Annotated in this window: 13 protein-coding genes and 1 riboswitch; of the genes, 6 read left to right on the top strand and 7 right to left on the bottom strand. The window is 71.0% G+C overall.

The features are described 5' to 3' along the window. Positions 1-12 precede the first annotated feature (12 nt). A complete protein-coding gene (locus tag EJ357_RS27290; RefSeq protein ID WP_126394205.1) occupies positions 13-1,404 on the bottom strand; it encodes a tetratricopeptide repeat protein in 1,392 nt (463 codons plus the stop codon). A gap of 314 nt (positions 1,405-1,718) precedes the next feature. Between EJ357_RS27290 and EJ357_RS27285 the strand changes: the two genes are divergently transcribed. The 3 genes from EJ357_RS27285 to EJ357_RS27275 all read left to right on the top strand — a co-directional run bounded on the left by EJ357_RS27285 (position 1,719) and on the right by EJ357_RS27275 (position 4,371). Then, entirely contained in the window at positions 1,719-2,240 is a 522-nt protein-coding gene (locus tag EJ357_RS27285) for a DUF6668 family protein (protein WP_126394204.1), read from the top strand. Between the two features lie 79 nt (positions 2,241-2,319). After that, positions 2,320-3,717 carry an amidase gene (locus EJ357_RS27280; protein WP_228472620.1) on the top strand — a complete coding sequence of 466 codons (1,398 nt, stop codon included), beginning with the start codon at positions 2,320-2,322 and terminating at the stop codon, positions 3,715-3,717. Between the two features lie 69 nt (positions 3,718-3,786). Next, the gene (locus EJ357_RS27275) at positions 3,787-4,371 is read left to right on the top strand and encodes a flavodoxin family protein (protein WP_126394203.1); all 585 of its coding nucleotides are present in this window, start codon (positions 3,787-3,789) and stop codon (positions 4,369-4,371) included. 35 nt (positions 4,372-4,406) lie between these two features. Here EJ357_RS27275 and EJ357_RS27270 read toward each other — a convergent pair whose 3' ends face one another. The 5 genes from EJ357_RS27270 to EJ357_RS27250 all read right to left on the bottom strand — a co-directional run bounded on the left by EJ357_RS27270 (position 4,407) and on the right by EJ357_RS27250 (position 10,204). Further along, positions 4,407-5,288 (bottom strand): ABC transporter permease, encoded by an 882-nt coding sequence (locus EJ357_RS27270; protein ID WP_126394202.1) that lies wholly within the window; start codon positions 5,286-5,288, stop codon positions 4,407-4,409. Continuing rightward, a complete protein-coding gene (locus EJ357_RS27265; protein ID WP_126394201.1) occupies positions 5,275-6,312 on the bottom strand; it encodes an ABC transporter ATP-binding protein in 1,038 nt (345 codons plus the stop codon). Before EJ357_RS27265 ends, EJ357_RS27270 begins: the two co-directional genes overlap by 14 nt. Positions 6,313-6,364: 52 nt before the next feature. Then, positions 6,365-7,636 (bottom strand): LolA family protein, encoded by a 1,272-nt coding sequence (locus tag EJ357_RS27260; RefSeq protein ID WP_126394200.1) that lies wholly within the window; start codon positions 7,634-7,636, stop codon positions 6,365-6,367. A 283-nt stretch (positions 7,637-7,919) separates the two neighbouring features. Next, entirely contained in the window at positions 7,920-8,930 is a 1,011-nt protein-coding gene (locus EJ357_RS27255) for a CHRD domain-containing protein (protein WP_228472619.1), read from the bottom strand. 263 nt (positions 8,931-9,193) lie between these two features. Further along, the gene (locus EJ357_RS27250; RefSeq protein ID WP_126394198.1) at positions 9,194-10,204 is read right to left on the bottom strand and encodes a polyprenyl synthetase family protein; all 1,011 of its coding nucleotides are present in this window, start codon (positions 10,202-10,204) and stop codon (positions 9,194-9,196) included. Between the two features lie 207 nt (positions 10,205-10,411). Between EJ357_RS27250 and EJ357_RS27245 the strand changes: the two genes are divergently transcribed. The 3 genes from EJ357_RS27245 (at position 10,412) to EJ357_RS27235 (ending at position 14,780) form a co-directional block, all read left to right on the top strand. Further along, positions 10,412-11,533 carry a peptide MFS transporter gene (locus tag EJ357_RS27245; RefSeq protein WP_175647541.1) on the top strand — a complete coding sequence of 374 codons (1,122 nt, stop codon included), beginning with the start codon at positions 10,412-10,414 and terminating at the stop codon, positions 11,531-11,533. A gap of 19 nt (positions 11,534-11,552) precedes the next feature. Next, complete coding sequence (locus EJ357_RS27240) at positions 11,553-13,580, top strand: CocE/NonD family hydrolase (RefSeq protein ID WP_126394197.1); 2,028 nt, start codon at positions 11,553-11,555, stop codon at positions 13,578-13,580. A gap of 284 nt (positions 13,581-13,864) precedes the next feature. Further along, positions 13,865-14,034: riboswitch (cyclic di-AMP (ydaO/yuaA leader) on the top strand. A gap of 5 nt (positions 14,035-14,039) precedes the next feature. After that, entirely contained in the window at positions 14,040-14,780 is a 741-nt protein-coding gene (locus EJ357_RS27235) for a transglycosylase SLT domain-containing protein (protein WP_126394196.1), read from the top strand. A gap of 50 nt (positions 14,781-14,830) precedes the next feature. Here EJ357_RS27235 and EJ357_RS27230 read toward each other — a convergent pair whose 3' ends face one another. After that, positions 14,831-15,661, bottom strand: coding sequence for an HAD family hydrolase (locus EJ357_RS27230; protein WP_126394195.1), 831 nt, complete (start codon positions 15,659-15,661; stop codon positions 14,831-14,833). Positions 15,662-15,786 lie beyond the last annotated feature (125 nt).

Here is a 15,786-nt window from a genome sequence, read left to right as displayed (position 1 = left end):
TGATCCCCTGACTCAGCTCCTGGGCGGTTCGGTCGACTTGGCGGCACGAGCGGCGAGGCGGTCCATGCGTGCGTGGGCCGATTCGAGCTCCTCGATGTCGTCGGCGGCCGGACCGCCCTCGGCCGTGAGCTCGGTCCACAGAGCGAGCAGGTCCCGGCCCAGTTCGAGCCCCAGCGCCGGGTCCCGTACGGCCCGCCAGGCCGTGGCCGCGCCGTGCAGGCTGCCGTACGCCGCCTCCGCGTCCCGGGCGCGGTGGTGGGTCCGGGACACGTCGAGGGAGAGACGGAAGGCTTGCACCGGGTCGCCCGTCAAATAGGCGATGTAGGCGGCGAGTTCACGCATCCGCAGCACCTCGGCATGCTCCAGTCCCAGCACCGCGGACGCCTCCGCCACGGCCCGCTCCGCGAGCTCCGCCGCCTCCGTGGTCCGCCCGTCCCTCACGGCCTCGTTGATCCGGGCCACCTGCTCGGCGAAGGGGGAGGCGTCCGCGGTGGTGGCGGGCTGCCCGTCCCCGAGAACGGCTTCGGCTACGGCGTCGAAGCCTCGGGGTGGGGTGAATTCCGGGTCCGGGTCCGGGTCCGACACCAGGATGGGGTCGGGGGTGGGGATGGGGGTGGGGTGGGTTGCGGGTTCGCCCAAGCCATCCGGCGCCTGATCGGCCCTGGGCAGGCCGGGGATCGGCATGCCGGCTTGCGACGCGTGGGCCTGCGCCGGGCTCCCTTGCGGTACGTCGGCCGGGGCCGGGGCCCCTTGCGGCACGTCGGTCCGCGGTACGTCCGTCGGCAGCGGCCTCGCGTCCATCAGTGGCGGTGGGCCGAACTCCCCCAGCGGCGGTGCGACCGTGCCGGGCACCGCGTCCTGCACGGGCCCGGGCAGGGGGCGCAGCCGGAACGTGGGTGAGGCGTCCTCGGGCGGGCCCTGCAGGGGTCGTAGGACATGCGTGGGCTTGTCCCTGTACGGCGCCGCACCCGCAGTGGGCGGAACCGGCGACGCGGGCGGAACGGGTGACGCGGAGTGGACCGGCGACGCAGCCTGAACGGGTGACTCGGGCTGAACGGGTGACGAGGGCTGTTGCGTCTGCGGAGCCGTCGGTACCGGCTCCGCCGTGAACTGGCTGGAGCCGTCCGCGTCCACCCGCAGCGGGACGACGTAGCCGATGCGCTCGTCGTGGATCGTGGCGTGCACGGAGTGACCGGCGGCGAGGGCGATGCGCTGGAGGTAGGTCAGGACCGCGTGCTGGACCTCCTCGCCGGGGGCCGCGGTGACGGGTACGCCGCCGATCGACGCGCCGCCCGCGCCCGGACCGGCGGCGGGGACGTGGACGTCGATCGGCGCGACCACGGGGGCCGCCGAGGCCGCGGCGCGCTTCTGTTCCCGCTTCTTCGCGCGGCTGAGTCGAGACATCGCTTTCCTCACTCGCATGCGCCGGGGAGTTCGCGGACGGCGCGCCAGGGAGTCCATGGTGTTCCCTCGCGTTTCCATGGTGCGCCCTCACTGCAGTCCGCTTCACCGCCCCGGCGGCACGATCCGGCCGTCTCGGCCGAACCCGTACTCCGGACACGTCGTACACGTCATACACGTACTGTCGAGTCTCTCCGGACACGCGCGGCGCGGACGTCACCGTGGCGTCACAGACTCGTTCCAGGAGCTTGTGCCACGTCACAGCGTTCTCAAGCCTGACGCGAAGATCGGTGGCGTGACGAGGGAGGAGTGCGGGCATGCGGACTGACATGCACGTGCAGCAGGGGCAACCGGAACGCGGTCCGGAGATCTGGATCCGCGGGCCGGTGGCCCTCCCGGAAGATCCGCCCCCCTCCCCCGCCGCCGGCGCACCCCGGCGTTTCTCCTGGGTCGGCACACACGGTGGGGCGGGTGTCTCCACGCTCGCCACGGTCTACGGCGGTCGCGACTGCGGGCGCAACTGGCCCGGACCCGGCGATCCGCAGTCGGTACTGCTCGTCGCCCGCACCCATGCGACCGGTCTGGCCGCCGCCCTGAACACCCTTGAGGTCTTCCGGCGCGGAGAGGCTCCGCACGGGCTCGATCTCGATGCCGTGGTCCTGGTCGCGGATGCGCCGGGACGGCTTCCGAGGCCGCTCGCCGAGCGCGTCAAGGTGATCGAGTCGGTCGTCGACGTGTACCGGGTGCCCTGGGTGCCGGCCTGGCGGCTCGGCGAACCGAGCGGGAAGCCGCCTCGGGAGGCGGCGGCACTGGCGCGGCTGACGGGGCGGTCTCGCTGAGGCTCTGAGGTTGGCCGGACGGGTCGGTCAGGGGCCGACGGCAGGTGCGGGGTGCCGTCACTGAACGGAGAATCACCCCATGACGACCACGCCCGACGACAGCCCCGAGGTGGACTCCGGCCTTGATCCGGGCCGCCCGGTCGCCCCGGCCCCTCTTGGCGCCTTGTCGGCCGAGCAGATCGCCTCCGCCGTACGCTCGCGCACCCTCAGTGCCGTCGACGTCGTCGCGGCGGCCCTCGAACGGATCCGGCGTGCCGATCCCGTCCTGTGCGCCTTCATCGAGGTGTGGGGCGAGGAGGCACTCGAGCGGGCCGGCGAGATCGACGCGCGAGTTGGCGCGGGTGAGGGTGCGCTGCTGCCGTTGGCCGGTGTGCCGATCGGGGTCAAGGGGCGACACGGGCTGCGCACCGCGGGCCCGCTGCTCGCGGCGGGGTGTGTGGCGGTGGGGGCGACGTCCGTTCCGGGGCCGGGAACTCCCTGGCAGACCTGGGGACTTGGCCGGTACGGCCGTACGGTCAACCCATGGCGGCACGACCGTACGCCGGGCGGTTCCTCCGCCGGTTCGGCGGCGGCGGTGGCGGCAGGGCTGGTACCGCTCGCGACCGGGAGCGACGGGGCCGGGTCGGTACGGATCCCGGCGGCGTGGTGCGGGGTCGTCGGCCTGAAGGTGACCAACGGGCGGTTGCCGTCGACCGACCGCACGGGCCTCATGACGCCGGGGGTCCTGGCGCGGTGTGTGGGGGATGTGGCGGCGTACTGGGGTGCCATGTCCGCGGCGCACCGGGGAACCGCGCTGGGGAACGGGGCGGACGGGACCATCGGGCTGGACGGCACTGTCGGGTCGGTCGGCAGCATGGGGCCGGGCGGCAGCATCGGCTCGGACGGCGACGTCGGGCCGTACGGCACGTACGACCACCACGGCCGGCCGGACAACGACGCCGGGCCACCCGGCGCATACGACCCCCCAACCGCCGTCTGGTCCCCCGACCTCGGCTTCGACTCCCCCGACCCGGCCATCGTCGCCATCGCCCACTCCGCAGCCGTACAGCTTGCCGAGTCGGGCGCGCTACGGCTCACGCGCCCTGTCACACCCCTCCACCTCGACGACCCGGCCCCCGCCTGGCTCGCGCTCCGCACCCCGGGCGCCGACCCCGCCCCCGCCCGCCGCATCCGGGCCGCGAACGACAGCCGCCTGGACGCCCTCTTCGCCGACGCGGAGCTGCTGCTGACCCCGACCGCGCCCACCTCACCGCACGGCCACGAAGGACCCGGTGAGCGTTACTCCACCGCGCTGACCTGGGCGTTCAATCTGAGCGGACATCCGGCGATCAGCATTCCCGCGGGACTCGACCCCGACGGCTGCCCGGTCGGACTCCAGCTCGTGGCGGCACGTGGAGCGGAATCACTGCTGCTCAGGGTGGCGGGGGTGGCCGAGAGGCATATCGGGCCCTGGACAACTAAATGCGTACGCATATAATGCAGGGGCGATTAATTGCCGTACGCCGACCATCCGGCCCATCGTCGTGGCCGGCCGTTTGGGGGACCCATGACCCGCCGTTTCCTGTTCGTCCTCGGCAGCAGCCGCTCTGACGGCAACACCGAACTGCTGGCCCGCAGGGCCGCCGAGCAGTTGCCCGAGGGTGTCGAGCAGCAGTGGATCGACCTGGCCGCGCATCGGCTGCCCGACTTCGAGGACCTGCGGCACGACAGCGACCACGTGCGCCCGGCGCAGGGCAACGTGGCGCTGCTGCTCGACGCGACACTCGCCGCGACGGACGTCGTGATCGCCTCCCCGCTGTACTGGTACTCGGTGTCCGCCCACGTCAAGCGCTACCTCGACTACTGGTCGGGCTGGCTGCGCACCCCCGGCCTCGACTTCAAGGCGACCATGGCGGGGCGCACCCTGTGGGGCGTCACCGCGCTCGCGCACGACGAGCAGGAGGTCGCCGACCCGCTGGTCGGCACGCTCAGCAACTCCGCCGCGTACATGGGGATGCGTTTCGGCGGGGTCCTGCTCGGCAACGGCAGCAAGCCGGGCGACGTACTCCGCGACACGGAGGCCCTTGCCCAGGCGAAGACCTTCTTCGCGCGCGAGGCCCCGCTCGCCCGCTTCCCGTACGAGACGGAATGACTCCCGCGCCCTTCCCGTACGGGACGCCATGCCTGCTACGCGGTGATGTCCTTCGCCATGAACCTCGCCCACGCCGCCGAACCGAACACCGCCGCGTACAGGGCCTGGACACCGAGGTTCTTGACCAGGTCGTCCCAGTACACGGGTTCGCGCATGAGGTCGGCGAAGGACAGCCAGTAGTGGGAGAAGAAGTACGGGTGTATCGCGTGGAGCTGGGGTATCTGGTCGAGGATCTGGACCGTGATCAGCAGGCCGACCGTCGTCGCCATCGCCGCGATGCCGCTGTTGGTCAGCGTCGAGACGAACAGGCCGAGTGCCGCCACGCCTATGAGTGACACGGCGACGACCAAGGCGATCAGCAGGGCTCTGCCCAGACCCTCCGCGAAACTGATCCGGGTGCCCGAGATGGTCGTCAGGTCACCGAGCGGGAAGAGCAGTGCCCCGACCGTGAGTGCCGAGACCGCGACCACGAGGGTGGCCACCAGGCAGAAGGCCATCGTGGTCGCGTACTTGGTGAGCAGCAGCCGGGTGCGGCCGGCGGGGGCGACGAGGAGATAGCGGAGGGTCCCCGCGTTCGCCTCGCCCGCAATCGCGTCACCCGCGATCACGCCGATCGCCATCGGCAGGAAGAACGGGAGTGTCGCGGCCAGGGCGGTGAAGACCAGGAACAGGCCGTTGTTGGTGATCTGGGAGATGAACGCCGGGCCGCCACCGCCGCCCTGCGGACCACCGCCTCCCATCGAGGAGCCGTCGCCGGTCTCGATCTTCACGGCGATCCCGACCAGGATCGGCACGGCGGCCAGGACGCCGAGCAGCGCGAGCGTGCGCCAGCGCCGGAAGGTGGTGATCAGCTCGCTGCGCAGGAGACCGAAGGTCCACAACGGACTGGGCTTGCCGATTGCTTCAGCCCGCGACATCGAACCCCTCCCCCGTGAGCGCCACGAACGCGTCCTCCAGGGAGGCCCGTTCGACACCGAAGCCGCGGACGCGCACGCCCGCGGTCACCAACGCCGCGTTGACGTCGGCGAGATCCCGATCCGGCGGTTCGGCGGTCACCCGGTCCTCGGTGATGACGACGTCACCCGCGCCCTGCTCCTTCAGCACCCGGGCGGCGTCCCCGGTGTCGGGTGTGGCCACGAACAGCCGGCCGCGTGTCCCGGCCGCCAGTTCCGCCACCGCGCCCTGGGTGATCAGCCGGCCCTGTGCCATCACCGCCGCGTGCGTGCAGACCTGCTCGATCTCGTCGAGGAGGTGGGAGGAGAGGAAGACGGTCGTGCCGTCGGACGCCAGCTCCCTGATCAGGGCACGGATCTCGCGCATGCCCTGCGGGTCGAGGCCATTGGTCGGCTCGTCGAGGACGAGGAGCCTGCGCGGCTGGAGCAGCGCGGCCGCGAGCCCCAGCCGCTGCTTCATACCGAGCGAGTACGCCTTCGCCTTCTTGCTCGCGGCGGCCGTCAGGCCCACCCGGTCCAGCGCGGCCGCGACGCGGGTGCGCCGGGTGCGCGGATCGGCGGTCGGGTCGGCGGCGTCGTAACGGATGAGGTTGTCGCGGCCGGAGAGGAAGCCGTACAGGGCGGGTCCCTCGATGAGCGCGCCGACGTGCGGCAGTACGGCGCGCGCGGCCCGGGGCATGGGTTGCCCGAGCACGCGCGCGGTACCGGAGGTGGGCTCGATGAGGCCCATCAGCATGCGGATGGTGGTGGTCTTGCCCGAGCCGTTGGGCCCGAGGAAGCCGAAGACGCTGCCCGCCGGGACGGTCAGATCGAGACCGTCCACGGCGAGCTGCCCGCCGCGGTAGCGCTTGGTGAGCGCGCGGGTGACGATCACCGTGCCGACGTCGCCGACCTGGCCGGCCGGGGCCACCTGCGCGGCCCGGTCGGCCCTGTCTGCCCGGTCGGTCTGATCGGCCTCGTCGCCCTCCGCGGCGGGCAGTTCCTCCATAGGCTCCTCAGGCTCCTCGACTAGTGGTGCGGGTGCGGCGGTCGGTGACGGGTCACTTCGCCGACTCGGCCGCCTTCACGAGCGCGGCCTTGTCGACCGCGCCCACGTAGACCTTGCCGTCGTCCGTGATCAGGGCGTTGATCAGGCGGGTCTTGAAGACCGTGCCCGAGCCGAACTTGCCGGTGACCTTGTCGCCCAGCGAGTCGAGGAAGCCGCCCATGTCGCCGCCGACCTCGGCGCCGGAGGGAACGCCCTCGCCGCCGGTGTCGAAGACCGCCACGGAGTTCCAGCCCTCGCCGATGACCTCGGGGCCGCCCTCGGGCGCCTTGCCCCGCTCGCCCTCGGACTTCGGGCCGCCGAACTCCTTCTCGAACTCCTTGCGAAGCTCGTCCTCGGACCTCGCGGCGCCGTGCTCCGAAGCCGCGCCGTCCAGCTCGCCCTCCTCGGTGACCTTCGCGCCCTTCGGCGGGGTGAAGTCGAAGGTGGAGGCGGCCGGCTTGGCGAAGTCGACCTGGGTGAAGCCCGCGTCGATCACGGCCGCGCCGCCGCTCGACGGGGTCAGCGTGAACTTCAGCGGCATGCCGGTCTTGGCGTCCACGGCCACGGTGATCGCGCCGACCGTGGTCCCGGACTGCTTCGGCTTGATCAGCAGCCGGTACGCGTCCCGGCCCGCGACCTGGGCGGTGCCGTCGACGGTGACGGACGTGGTGTCGTCGACCGCCTTGAGGGCTTCCTCGGTGAGGTCCTTGGGAGTGGCCGGTACCTCTTCGGTCCTGCCCTTGCCCTTCTCGCCCCGGGCCTCCTCGGCGGTGCCGTGGAACACCTCGTTCGACTTGCTGTCGTAGCCCCAGATGTCCTTGCCGTTGTGGATGAGGCTGTACTCGGCGGCGTTCTCCAGCAGGGAGAGCTTCTGCCGGTCCGGGCCGTCGGCGGCGACGCGCAGCGTGTGCGTGCCGGACGCGAGCTCGGTGAGCTTGGCCGTGGGATCGGCGGACGACCCGTCACCCGACCCCATGGCGCCGGAGGTGAGGCTCGACTCCAGGCCGCCGAGGTCGGGCAGGCCCAGATCGGTGGTGATCTTGAAGGTGCCGGACAGCTGCTGCACGTCCGACTGGGCGATCTTCTCGATGAGTTGCTGCGCGGTGATCTCCGGCAGGTCCGGGTCGCCGGAGTCGGCGATCGCCGGGACGAGCCCGATGGTCGCCGCGGCGACTCCCACGACCGTGACCGGGACGACGTACCGCGCGGCCTTGCGCCGTCGCGCCGCGCGCAGGTCGTCGCCGTCCCCGGCGGTCGTACTGTCGTCGGATGCGTACGGTGCCATGTGTGCCCTACCTCCGTGGTCGGCGGCGGCCGTCCGTCTCGTTTCCTCGCCCGCGGTCCCTCGACCCCGCACGCGTCCACCCCTGTGCCGCCATTCTCACCCGAATCGGTGAGGAGTGGTGATTTCCGTGGTTTCCATCTGACCAAATCCGCCAGGGGGATTCGTCAGCCTCCGGAGCCAACTCCGCGTACACCTGCGGTATGACACATGGAGGCGGCGCCTCCCCCGACCCGTAGGGGTTGGCGGGGAAGACGCCGCTGTACGTCGCGTGCTGCCGTGCGGATCAGCCGTTGATGAACACGTAGTCGGCCTGGTACGGCACGCCGACGATGGCGCCGGGCGTGCAGGAGCCGGCCGGAGCGACGCCGCCGACGGTGTTCAGCCGCAGGATCTCGGCGGTGTCGGCGAGAAGGCCGTGGTGCTTGCCGGACTGAGTGGCCTTCAGGTCGAGCTCGGGGATGTTCTTGTCGCCGTTCGGGGTCCTGGAGATGACGGATCCCGTCACCGCGCTGCCGTCCCGCGCGATCCACTGCGGAGTACCGGAGTTGGGCGCGACGAAGGAGTGGTCGATACGACCGCCGAGTACGGCACTGACGTCGCGCTGGGCGAAGGCGTACCCGCCACCCTCGGCCGGCTTGCACTCGTAGATCTGCTCGCCCTTGACGACGGACGCCTGGAAGTTGTCGAGCGCGTCGCGGAAGTCGAACTTGGCGACGGTGACCTTGTGGAGCTGGCCGCGGACGGCGCCGCCCGGGAACTCGGCCGTGTGGAGGTTGGCGTAGAACGAACTCGGGTCGGTCTTGAGGGCGTTGAGGAGGGCGGCGTCCTTCACGGTGACGGTGCCCGTGACGCTGTGCCCCTTGCCCTTGCCGAGGAGGCCGCCGAAGTCGACCTTGATGCCGCCGTTGGTGCCCTTGGCGCCCTGGTGGATGTGGAGGGCGGTCGGCTTGCCGGTGCCGCGCCAGGTGACGGCGACGGACACCTTGTCGCCCTTGACCTTCACGAACTGCAGGGCGGCACCGTCCTTGTCGCCGACGGCGGGCCCACCCGGGACGGGCACCTCGTTCGCCCCGCGAAGACTGGCGGCGAGGACAGTTCCGCCGGTCCCGCCACCGGCGGTCCCGCTCTGGCTCACGATCCCCTGCGCGTCGCCGCCGGCGTGGCCCGTGTGGTCAGCACGGCCGCCTCCGGCGGCGAAGGCGGGAATCACCGCGGCGGCGACACCACCGGCGGCGGCCACCGCGACAGCGGTGACGATCAGGCTCTTACGGCGCTTCGAGAACGTCGCGTTCATGCCCATGATTCTTTTTTCTCCCCGTAATGCGGCTGACGCCCCCTGCGTCAGCTTCTGGGCATGAATACGGAGCCGATCTTAGTTTGGACTCAGTCCAGCAATGTGACGTGCATCACGCACTATCAGCCCGTCCGGCGTTTGAGGACGAGGCCCTTTCGGGGGGCCGAAGCGGGGTCTGGGGGCGGCAGCCCCCAGGGCAGTTCCGGGGTCGGAGGGGCGGAGCCCCTGGAGGACGGGACGGGCAGGGGCGGCGGGGGCGAAACCTAACCGGCCCGATGCACCACGGCGTCGCACAACTCCATCAGCGCGGCCTTGGCATCAAGATCCGGCAACGGAGCCAGCGCGGCCCGCGCATCCTCCGCATACCGCACCGTGTCCCGCCGAGCCTGCTCCAACGCCGGATGGACCCGAAGCTGAGCCAGCGCCTCCGCATGCCGCGCGTCGTCACTCAGATCGGAGTCCAGCAGCTCGCACAGCGCGATGTCCTCCGCCAGCCCCAGCCGCTCGGCCCGCTCCCGCAACCGCAGCACCGGCAGCGTGGGGATCCCCTCCCGGAGATCCGTCCCCGGCGTCTTCCCGGACTCATGGGAGTCGCTCGCGATGTCCAGCACGTCATCCGCCAGCTGGAAGGCGACCCCCAGCCGCTCCCCGTACTGGGTCAGCACATCGACCATCGTCTCGTCGGCGCCCGACATCATCGCCCCGAACCGGCACGACACCGCCACCAGCGACCCGGTCTTCCCGCTCAGCACATCCAGGTAGTGCTCGACAGGGTCCCGGCCGTCCTGCGGCCCCGCCGTCTCCAGGATCTGCCCGGTCACCAGCCGCTCGAACGCCTCGGCCTGCACACGCACCGCCTCGGGCCCGAGGTCGGCGAGGATGTGCGAGGCCCGCGCGAACAGGAAGTCACCGGTCAGTACGGCGACCGAGTTCCCCCAGCGGGTGTTCGCGCTCTCGACGCCCCGCCGCACGGCCGCCTCGTCCATCACGTCGTCGTGGTACAGCGTCGCCAGATGGGTCAGCTCCACCACCACGGCCGACGGCACGACACCCGGCGCATACGGGTCCCCGAACTGGGCAGCGAGCATCACAAGCAACGGCCGGAACCGCTTTCCACCCGCTCGCACCAGATGCTGGGCGGCCTCGGTGATGAAGGGGACCTCACTCTTGGTGGCTTCGAGCAATCCCTCCTCGACAGCCGCCAATCCGGCCTGGACATCGGCTTCCAGAGCCTGGTCCCGCACGCTCAGCCCGAACGGCCCGACGACGGTCACGAGGGGTCTCCTGTCTGCTGGTGTCTTGTGGCGGTTACACGGTTTGTCGATAGGTCGCTGCCATCACTCAAGTCAGCGTATCCGGTCACGTTTCGATCACCGATGCCGCCCACCCGTCCACCACGGGCGGTATCGGATCACGACCGGTATGTTTTTGATCACCTGATAAGGCCGGATATCTATCGACCTATAGGGAAGTAGCGGCCCGTGTCCCGAACCGACGTCGAGATCGAACCCGGCAGCGGGCCACCGCCCCGCGACGACCACGCCTTCTTCGGCCGGCCCAGGGGCCTGCTCACCCGGTCCGGCCTCGAGGTGTGGGAACGCTTCTCGTTCCTCGGCATGCAGGCCATCCTCGTGCTGTACTTCGCCGACGCGGTCTCGTCCGGCGGTATGGGCATGTCGGCCGGCACCGTCGCGTCCGTCTCCGCCGCCTACGGCACCCTCGTCCACCTGGTCTCCGTCGCCGGCGGCCGGCTCGCCGACCGCGTCCTCGGCTCGTACCGCGCGGTCCTGTGGGGCGGCGTCCTGATCGCCTGCGGCCACTACGCCATGGCGGTGCCTGCGGCAGGCACGACCTGGGTGGGCCTCGGCCTGATCAGCGCGGGCACGGGACTGCTCAAGCCCAACGCGGCCACCATGGTCGGCAAGCTCCACCGCACCGACGACGACCGCCGGGACGCCGGATTCGCGCTCTCCTGCATGGCGATCGGCATCGGCGCCTTCGCGGGCCCGCTGATCACCGGCCGGCTCGGCGACCACAAGGGCTGGCACTGGGGTTTCTCGGCGGCCGCGGTCGGCATGACGTTCGGCCTGATCCAGTACGTCGCGGGCCGCCGGCACCTGGCCGGACGGAAGCACACCGCCGAATTCGCGCCGGCCCCCGACCCCATGCGCCGGGCGATCCGTCTGATCGTCGCGGGCCTGGTCGCCGCAGCGGCGTTCGGCGTCCTCCTCGCCGCCGCCGGCCGGCTCACCATGGACCGCTTCCTCATCCTCTTCCAGGCGTACTCGACGATGATGCCGCCGGCCTCGACGAACGCCGAGACGGCGATCCTCGGCTTCGACTTCCAGGCAAGCTGGTACGCCTCCGCCCTCGGCGCCTTCGAGGTCGCCCTCGCCCCCGTCGTCGCCGCGCTGTGGGTCCGTATGGGGCACCGCCGGCCGCACGCCTCCAACAAGATCGCCATCGGGGTCGTCCTCGGCGACGTCCTTCTGCAGACCTCCGGCATGTCGGCCACGACCAAGCTCGCCCCGGCCGCCTTCGCCGGGCCGGCCGTCATGGCAGCGGCACCCTGGCTGCGCCGCACGATGCACCCGGTCCACTGACACGACGGGGAACCCGCTCATGCACATCCGTACGTCCTTCCCCTACGAGACGACTCACGAGGACCTCTGGATCCCGCTCCCTGGGGGCACCTCCCACGCTTTCGGCAGTGAGGGAGGGACCCTCCTCTACGCGCGCGTGTGGCGCCCGCTGACCGACGAGCCCGTACCGGCGCTCCTGGAGTACCTGCCGTACCGCCTGACCGACTGGACCGCGCCCCGCGACCACCAGCGCCACCCCTGGTACGCCGGCCACGGCTACGCATCCGTGCGCGTGGACATCCGGGGGCACGGCAACAGCGAGGGCATGCCCACGGACGAGTACTCGGCAACGGAACTGGCCGACGGCGTCGAGGTCGTCAACTGGCTGGCGGCCCAGCCCTGGTGCAACGGCAGGGTCGGCATGTTCGGCATCTCCTGGGGCGGCTTCAACTCCCTCCAGATCGCGGCCCTCGCGCCCGAGCCGCTCAAGGCGATCGTCACGGTCTGCTCCACGGACGATCGCTATGACAACGACGTGCACTACCTGGGAGGTTCCGTCCTCGCGGTAGACATGCACGCCTGGGCGGCGACGATGCTCGCCTTCGTCTGCCGGCCGCCGGACCCGCAGTACGTCGGCGAGGCATGGCGCGGCATGTGGCTGGAGCGCCTGGAGTCCGTGGACCCGTTCATCCACACCTGGCTGAACCACCAGACCCGCGACGACTACTGGCGCCACAGCAGCGTCTGCGAGGACTACGGCGCGATCGGTGCCGCCGTCCTGGCGGTGGGCGGCTGGCACGACCCGTACCGCGACACGGTCCTGCGCCTCGTCGAGCACCTGCCCGCCGACCGCGTCCGCGGCCTGATCGGCCCCTGGTCCCACCAGTACCCCGACCGCGGCCTGCCTCCGGGCCCGGCGATCGGCTTCCTCCAGGAGACCCTGCGCTGGTGGGACCACTGGCTGAAGGGCGAGGACAACGGCGTCATGTCCGAGCCGCTGCTGCGCGCGTACGTCAGCGACTCGCACCGCCCGGCCACGGTGTACGCCGAGCTGCCCGGCCGCTGGGTCGGCGAGCCGGCCTGGCCCTCTCCGCACGTGCGCGCCATGACGTACGCCTTCCAGGGCGCCCCCGTCCTCGTCCGCTCCCCCATGCACACCGGCCTCGACGCCGGCCGCTTCTTCCCCTTCGGCAACGACGCCGACCTGCCGCCCGACCAGCGCGAGGAGGACGGGCGATCGGCGTGCTTCGACTTCGAAGTGGGCGAGGAGACCTGGGTGTTGGGGCGGCCGAAGGTGCGGCTGCGGCTGACGTCGGAGGTGCCGCGCGGGCAGGTCGTCGCCCGGCTCTGCGACGTGGCGCCCGACGGCTCCTCGACGCTGGTCACCCGGGGCGTGCTGAACCTGTCGGCGCGCCACGGTCCGGGCCGTGCGGTGCCGTGGGAGCCCGGTGCCACCGAGGACGTGACGTTCGAGCTGAACGGCATCGGCCAGGTGTTCCCGCCCGGCCACCGCATCCGCCTCGCCGTCTCCTCGGCGTACTGGCCGTGGATCTGGCCCCAGCCCGACTCGGCGGCGGGCTTCACCGTGGAGCCGGCGGGGAGCTTCCTGGAACTCCCGGTACGCGCACGTGCGTTGGAGGAGACAGCGATCGCCTTCGAGGAACCGGAGCAGGCGGAGCCGCTCGGCGTGAACACTCCCATCACGCTGGACGAGCCGCGCCCCGAGCGGCTCGTCGTACGGGACGTGGCCAAGGGCGAGTGGCGCCTGGAGGTCGACCCCCGGTACGGCGGCACGCGCGTGTACCCCGACGGTCTGGAGTTCACCGAGGACGCGCTGGAGACGTACACGATCAACGAGGCGGACCCCCTCTCGGCCCGCACCCGCTCGGACTGGTCGATCCGCCTGCACCGCCCGGAGCTCGCCTGGGAGGCGACGGTGCGCACACGCTCGGAGATCAGCTGCGACGGGAAGGACTTCGTCACCTCCGACGAGGTGATCTGCCTGGAAGGCCAAGAGGTACTTTTCCACCGGACATGGGAGAAACGGACTCCACGGACAGCCGGTTAAGCGCGAGTTGGAGCCATTGCCCGATTTGCCGCTCTTGTGGATGCCAGTGAGTTGAGTCACGCGGCCGCGGCCAGGCGCCCGGCCCGCCACCCCGCGTCCCTCCTTGCGCCAAACGCAAGTTGAGGATTGGCAACCGCAAAGGATCAAGCACCCCATACGAGTCAGACCATGGTCAACCGGCATGACGGTGACCATGGCACTTGTTCCGGGCATGTGCTCTCGCATACGTTCCCGCTCGTCGGGCGGACGCCTAATCCTGCCGCCGCCCGAGTCACCCACCCACGCACTCACAAACGCACGGCAGGAGCGGGGGACCCAGGTAAGTCGCCGCACCGGACGCCTTGATGGCGCACCGGCGCGGCTCGGGGTGAAGTCGCGCCGCCACACGACGGCACGACCGGGCACCTCCCCGCCCGAACCCGACAGCTCACCTCGCAGGCGTTGGAGAGGAACAGCGCCATGGCCCGAGGCAAGCACCGCCGTCCCCGCACCAACCCGCTCACCCGCAACGTCGTCGTCGCCGGAACCGGCACCGTCGCCCTCGCCCTGCCGCTCCTGAGCGCGACGACGGCCGGCGCCGCGGAGCCGGCCCAGGCCTCCGCCCCGGCGAAGGTCGGATCGGTCACCTACACCACGAAGAAGGGCGACTCGCTCTACGGCATCGCGGACCGGTACGACGCCCAGGGCGGCTGGCGGCAGCTCTACAAGGACAACCGCAAGGCCATCGGCGACAACCCCCGGCTGATCCACCCGGGCCTCGACCTGAAGGTCCGGGCGACGAAGAAGGCGAGCACGGCGAGCAACACGGCCGACAAGGCGTCCGCGCCCGCCAAGAAGTCCTCCGTCGCCCAGGCCACCCAGGCCTCCGTGAAGAACTTCCCGAACAACCTCGACGGCTGGATCCGCAACGCGCTGGACATCATGTCGCAAAACGGAATTCCCGGATCGTACGAGGGCATTCACCGCAACATCCTGCGCGAGTCCTCCGGCAACCCGTCGGCCATCAACAACTGGGACTCCAACGCCGCCGCGGGCACGCCGTCCAAGGGCCTCCTGCAGGTCATCGACCCGACCTTCGCCGCGTACCACGTGCCGGGGACGGTGTACGACCCGTTCGACCCGGTCGCGAACATCGTGGCCGCGTGCAACTACGCGGCCGCGCGGTACGGCTCGATCGACAACGTGAACGGCCCTTACTAGACAAAAGGCACATTGGTCGAGGAGCGAGTCCTACGGAGTCCTACGGAGTCCTACGGGACGAAATCGGCCAAGATGCCCGTGAACAGTCTCTCGAGGACGACGGCGATGCCGTCGTCCTCGTTCGACAGGGTGATCTCGTCGGCGACCGCCTTGAGTTCGGGGTGCGCGTTGGCCATCGCGACCCCGCGGGCGGCCCAGTCGAACATGGGGATGTCGTTGGGCATGTCCCCGAAGGCGATGGTCTCGTGCGCTCCCAGGCCCAGATGCTCCGCCGCGAGCGCCAGACCGGTCGCCTTGGTGATGCCGCATGGCTGGAGTTCGACGGTCCCGGGCCCCGACATCGTGACGGTGGCGAGGGACCCGACCACCGACCGCGCCGTCGCCGCCAACTCGTCGTCCGACAGGCTGGGATGGCGCAGCAGCACTTTGCTGATCGGCTCGCACCACAGGTCGTCGCGATGCTGGACGCGTACGGCAGGCAGGGTCGGGTGGGGCATCAGATACCCGGGCTCGATGAGCGTGAGGCCGTCGACGCCGTCCTGGTCGACGGCCGCGTACACCTGCCCCACCTCGGCCTCGATCTTGCCGAGCGCGGTCTCCGCCAACTCCCGGTCCAGGGTGACCGACCACAGCAGACGGTCCGCGCCGGCGTCGTACAGCTGCGCGCCCTGCCCGCACACCGCGAGCCCCGTGCTGCCCAGGATGTCGAGGAGCGGCCGCACTCTGGGCGCCGGCCGGCCCGTCACGACGAGGTGCTGCGCACCGGCCGCCGCCACCAGCGCGAGCGCGTCGATGGACCGGTCCGAGAGCGTGTCGTCGCCTCGGAGCAGCGTCCCGTCCAGGTCAGTGGCGATGAGTGAATATGCGATAGGTGCGGCCATGATCAGAGAATACGGACAGGAGGCCCCATCGACTCGACGTGAACCGGACGGCTGCTGTGTTCACATGTGTTGACACCTGTTCCGGTTGCGGTTGTGGTTCCGCTTCTGCCTCCGGTCCTTTCCCT

Source organism: Streptomyces cyaneochromogenes (assembly GCF_003963535.1).
Taxonomy (GTDB): Bacteria; Actinomycetota; Actinomycetes; order Streptomycetales; family Streptomycetaceae; genus Streptomyces; species Streptomyces shaanxiensis.
Note: the sequence above shows the minus strand (reverse complement) of the source record. Positions and strands in the feature narration are given on the sequence as shown.

What these genes read in the sequence shown, in the direction of transcription:
- EJ357_RS27270 (WP_126394202.1), bottom strand. Translation starts at nt 5,288, where the DNA reads ATGTCGCGGGCTGAAGCAATCGGCAAGCCCAGTCCGTTGTGGACCTTC.
- EJ357_RS27260 (WP_126394200.1), bottom strand. Translation starts at nt 7,636, where the DNA reads ATGGCACCGTACGCATCCGACGACAGTACGACCGCCGGGGACGGCGAC.
- EJ357_RS27240 (WP_126394197.1), top strand. Translation starts at nt 11,553, where the DNA reads ATGCACATCCGTACGTCCTTCCCCTACGAGACGACTCACGAGGACCTC.
- EJ357_RS27280 (WP_228472620.1), top strand. Translation starts at nt 2,320, where the DNA reads ATGACGACCACGCCCGACGACAGCCCCGAGGTGGACTCCGGCCTTGAT.
- EJ357_RS27285 (WP_126394204.1), top strand. Translation starts at nt 1,719, where the DNA reads ATGCGGACTGACATGCACGTGCAGCAGGGGCAACCGGAACGCGGTCCG.
- EJ357_RS27275 (WP_126394203.1), top strand. Translation starts at nt 3,787, where the DNA reads ATGACCCGCCGTTTCCTGTTCGTCCTCGGCAGCAGCCGCTCTGACGGC.
- EJ357_RS27255 (WP_228472619.1), bottom strand. Translation starts at nt 8,930, where the DNA reads ATGAACGCGACGTTCTCGAAGCGCCGTAAGAGCCTGATCGTCACCGCT.
- EJ357_RS27290 (WP_126394205.1), bottom strand. Translation starts at nt 1,404, where the DNA reads ATGTCTCGACTCAGCCGCGCGAAGAAGCGGGAACAGAAGCGCGCCGCG.
- EJ357_RS27265 (WP_126394201.1), bottom strand. Translation starts at nt 6,312, where the DNA reads ATGGAGGAACTGCCCGCCGCGGAGGGCGACGAGGCCGATCAGACCGAC.
- EJ357_RS27230 (WP_126394195.1), bottom strand. Translation starts at nt 15,661, where the DNA reads ATGGCCGCACCTATCGCATATTCACTCATCGCCACTGACCTGGACGGG.
- EJ357_RS27235 (WP_126394196.1), top strand. Translation starts at nt 14,040, where the DNA reads ATGGCCCGAGGCAAGCACCGCCGTCCCCGCACCAACCCGCTCACCCGC.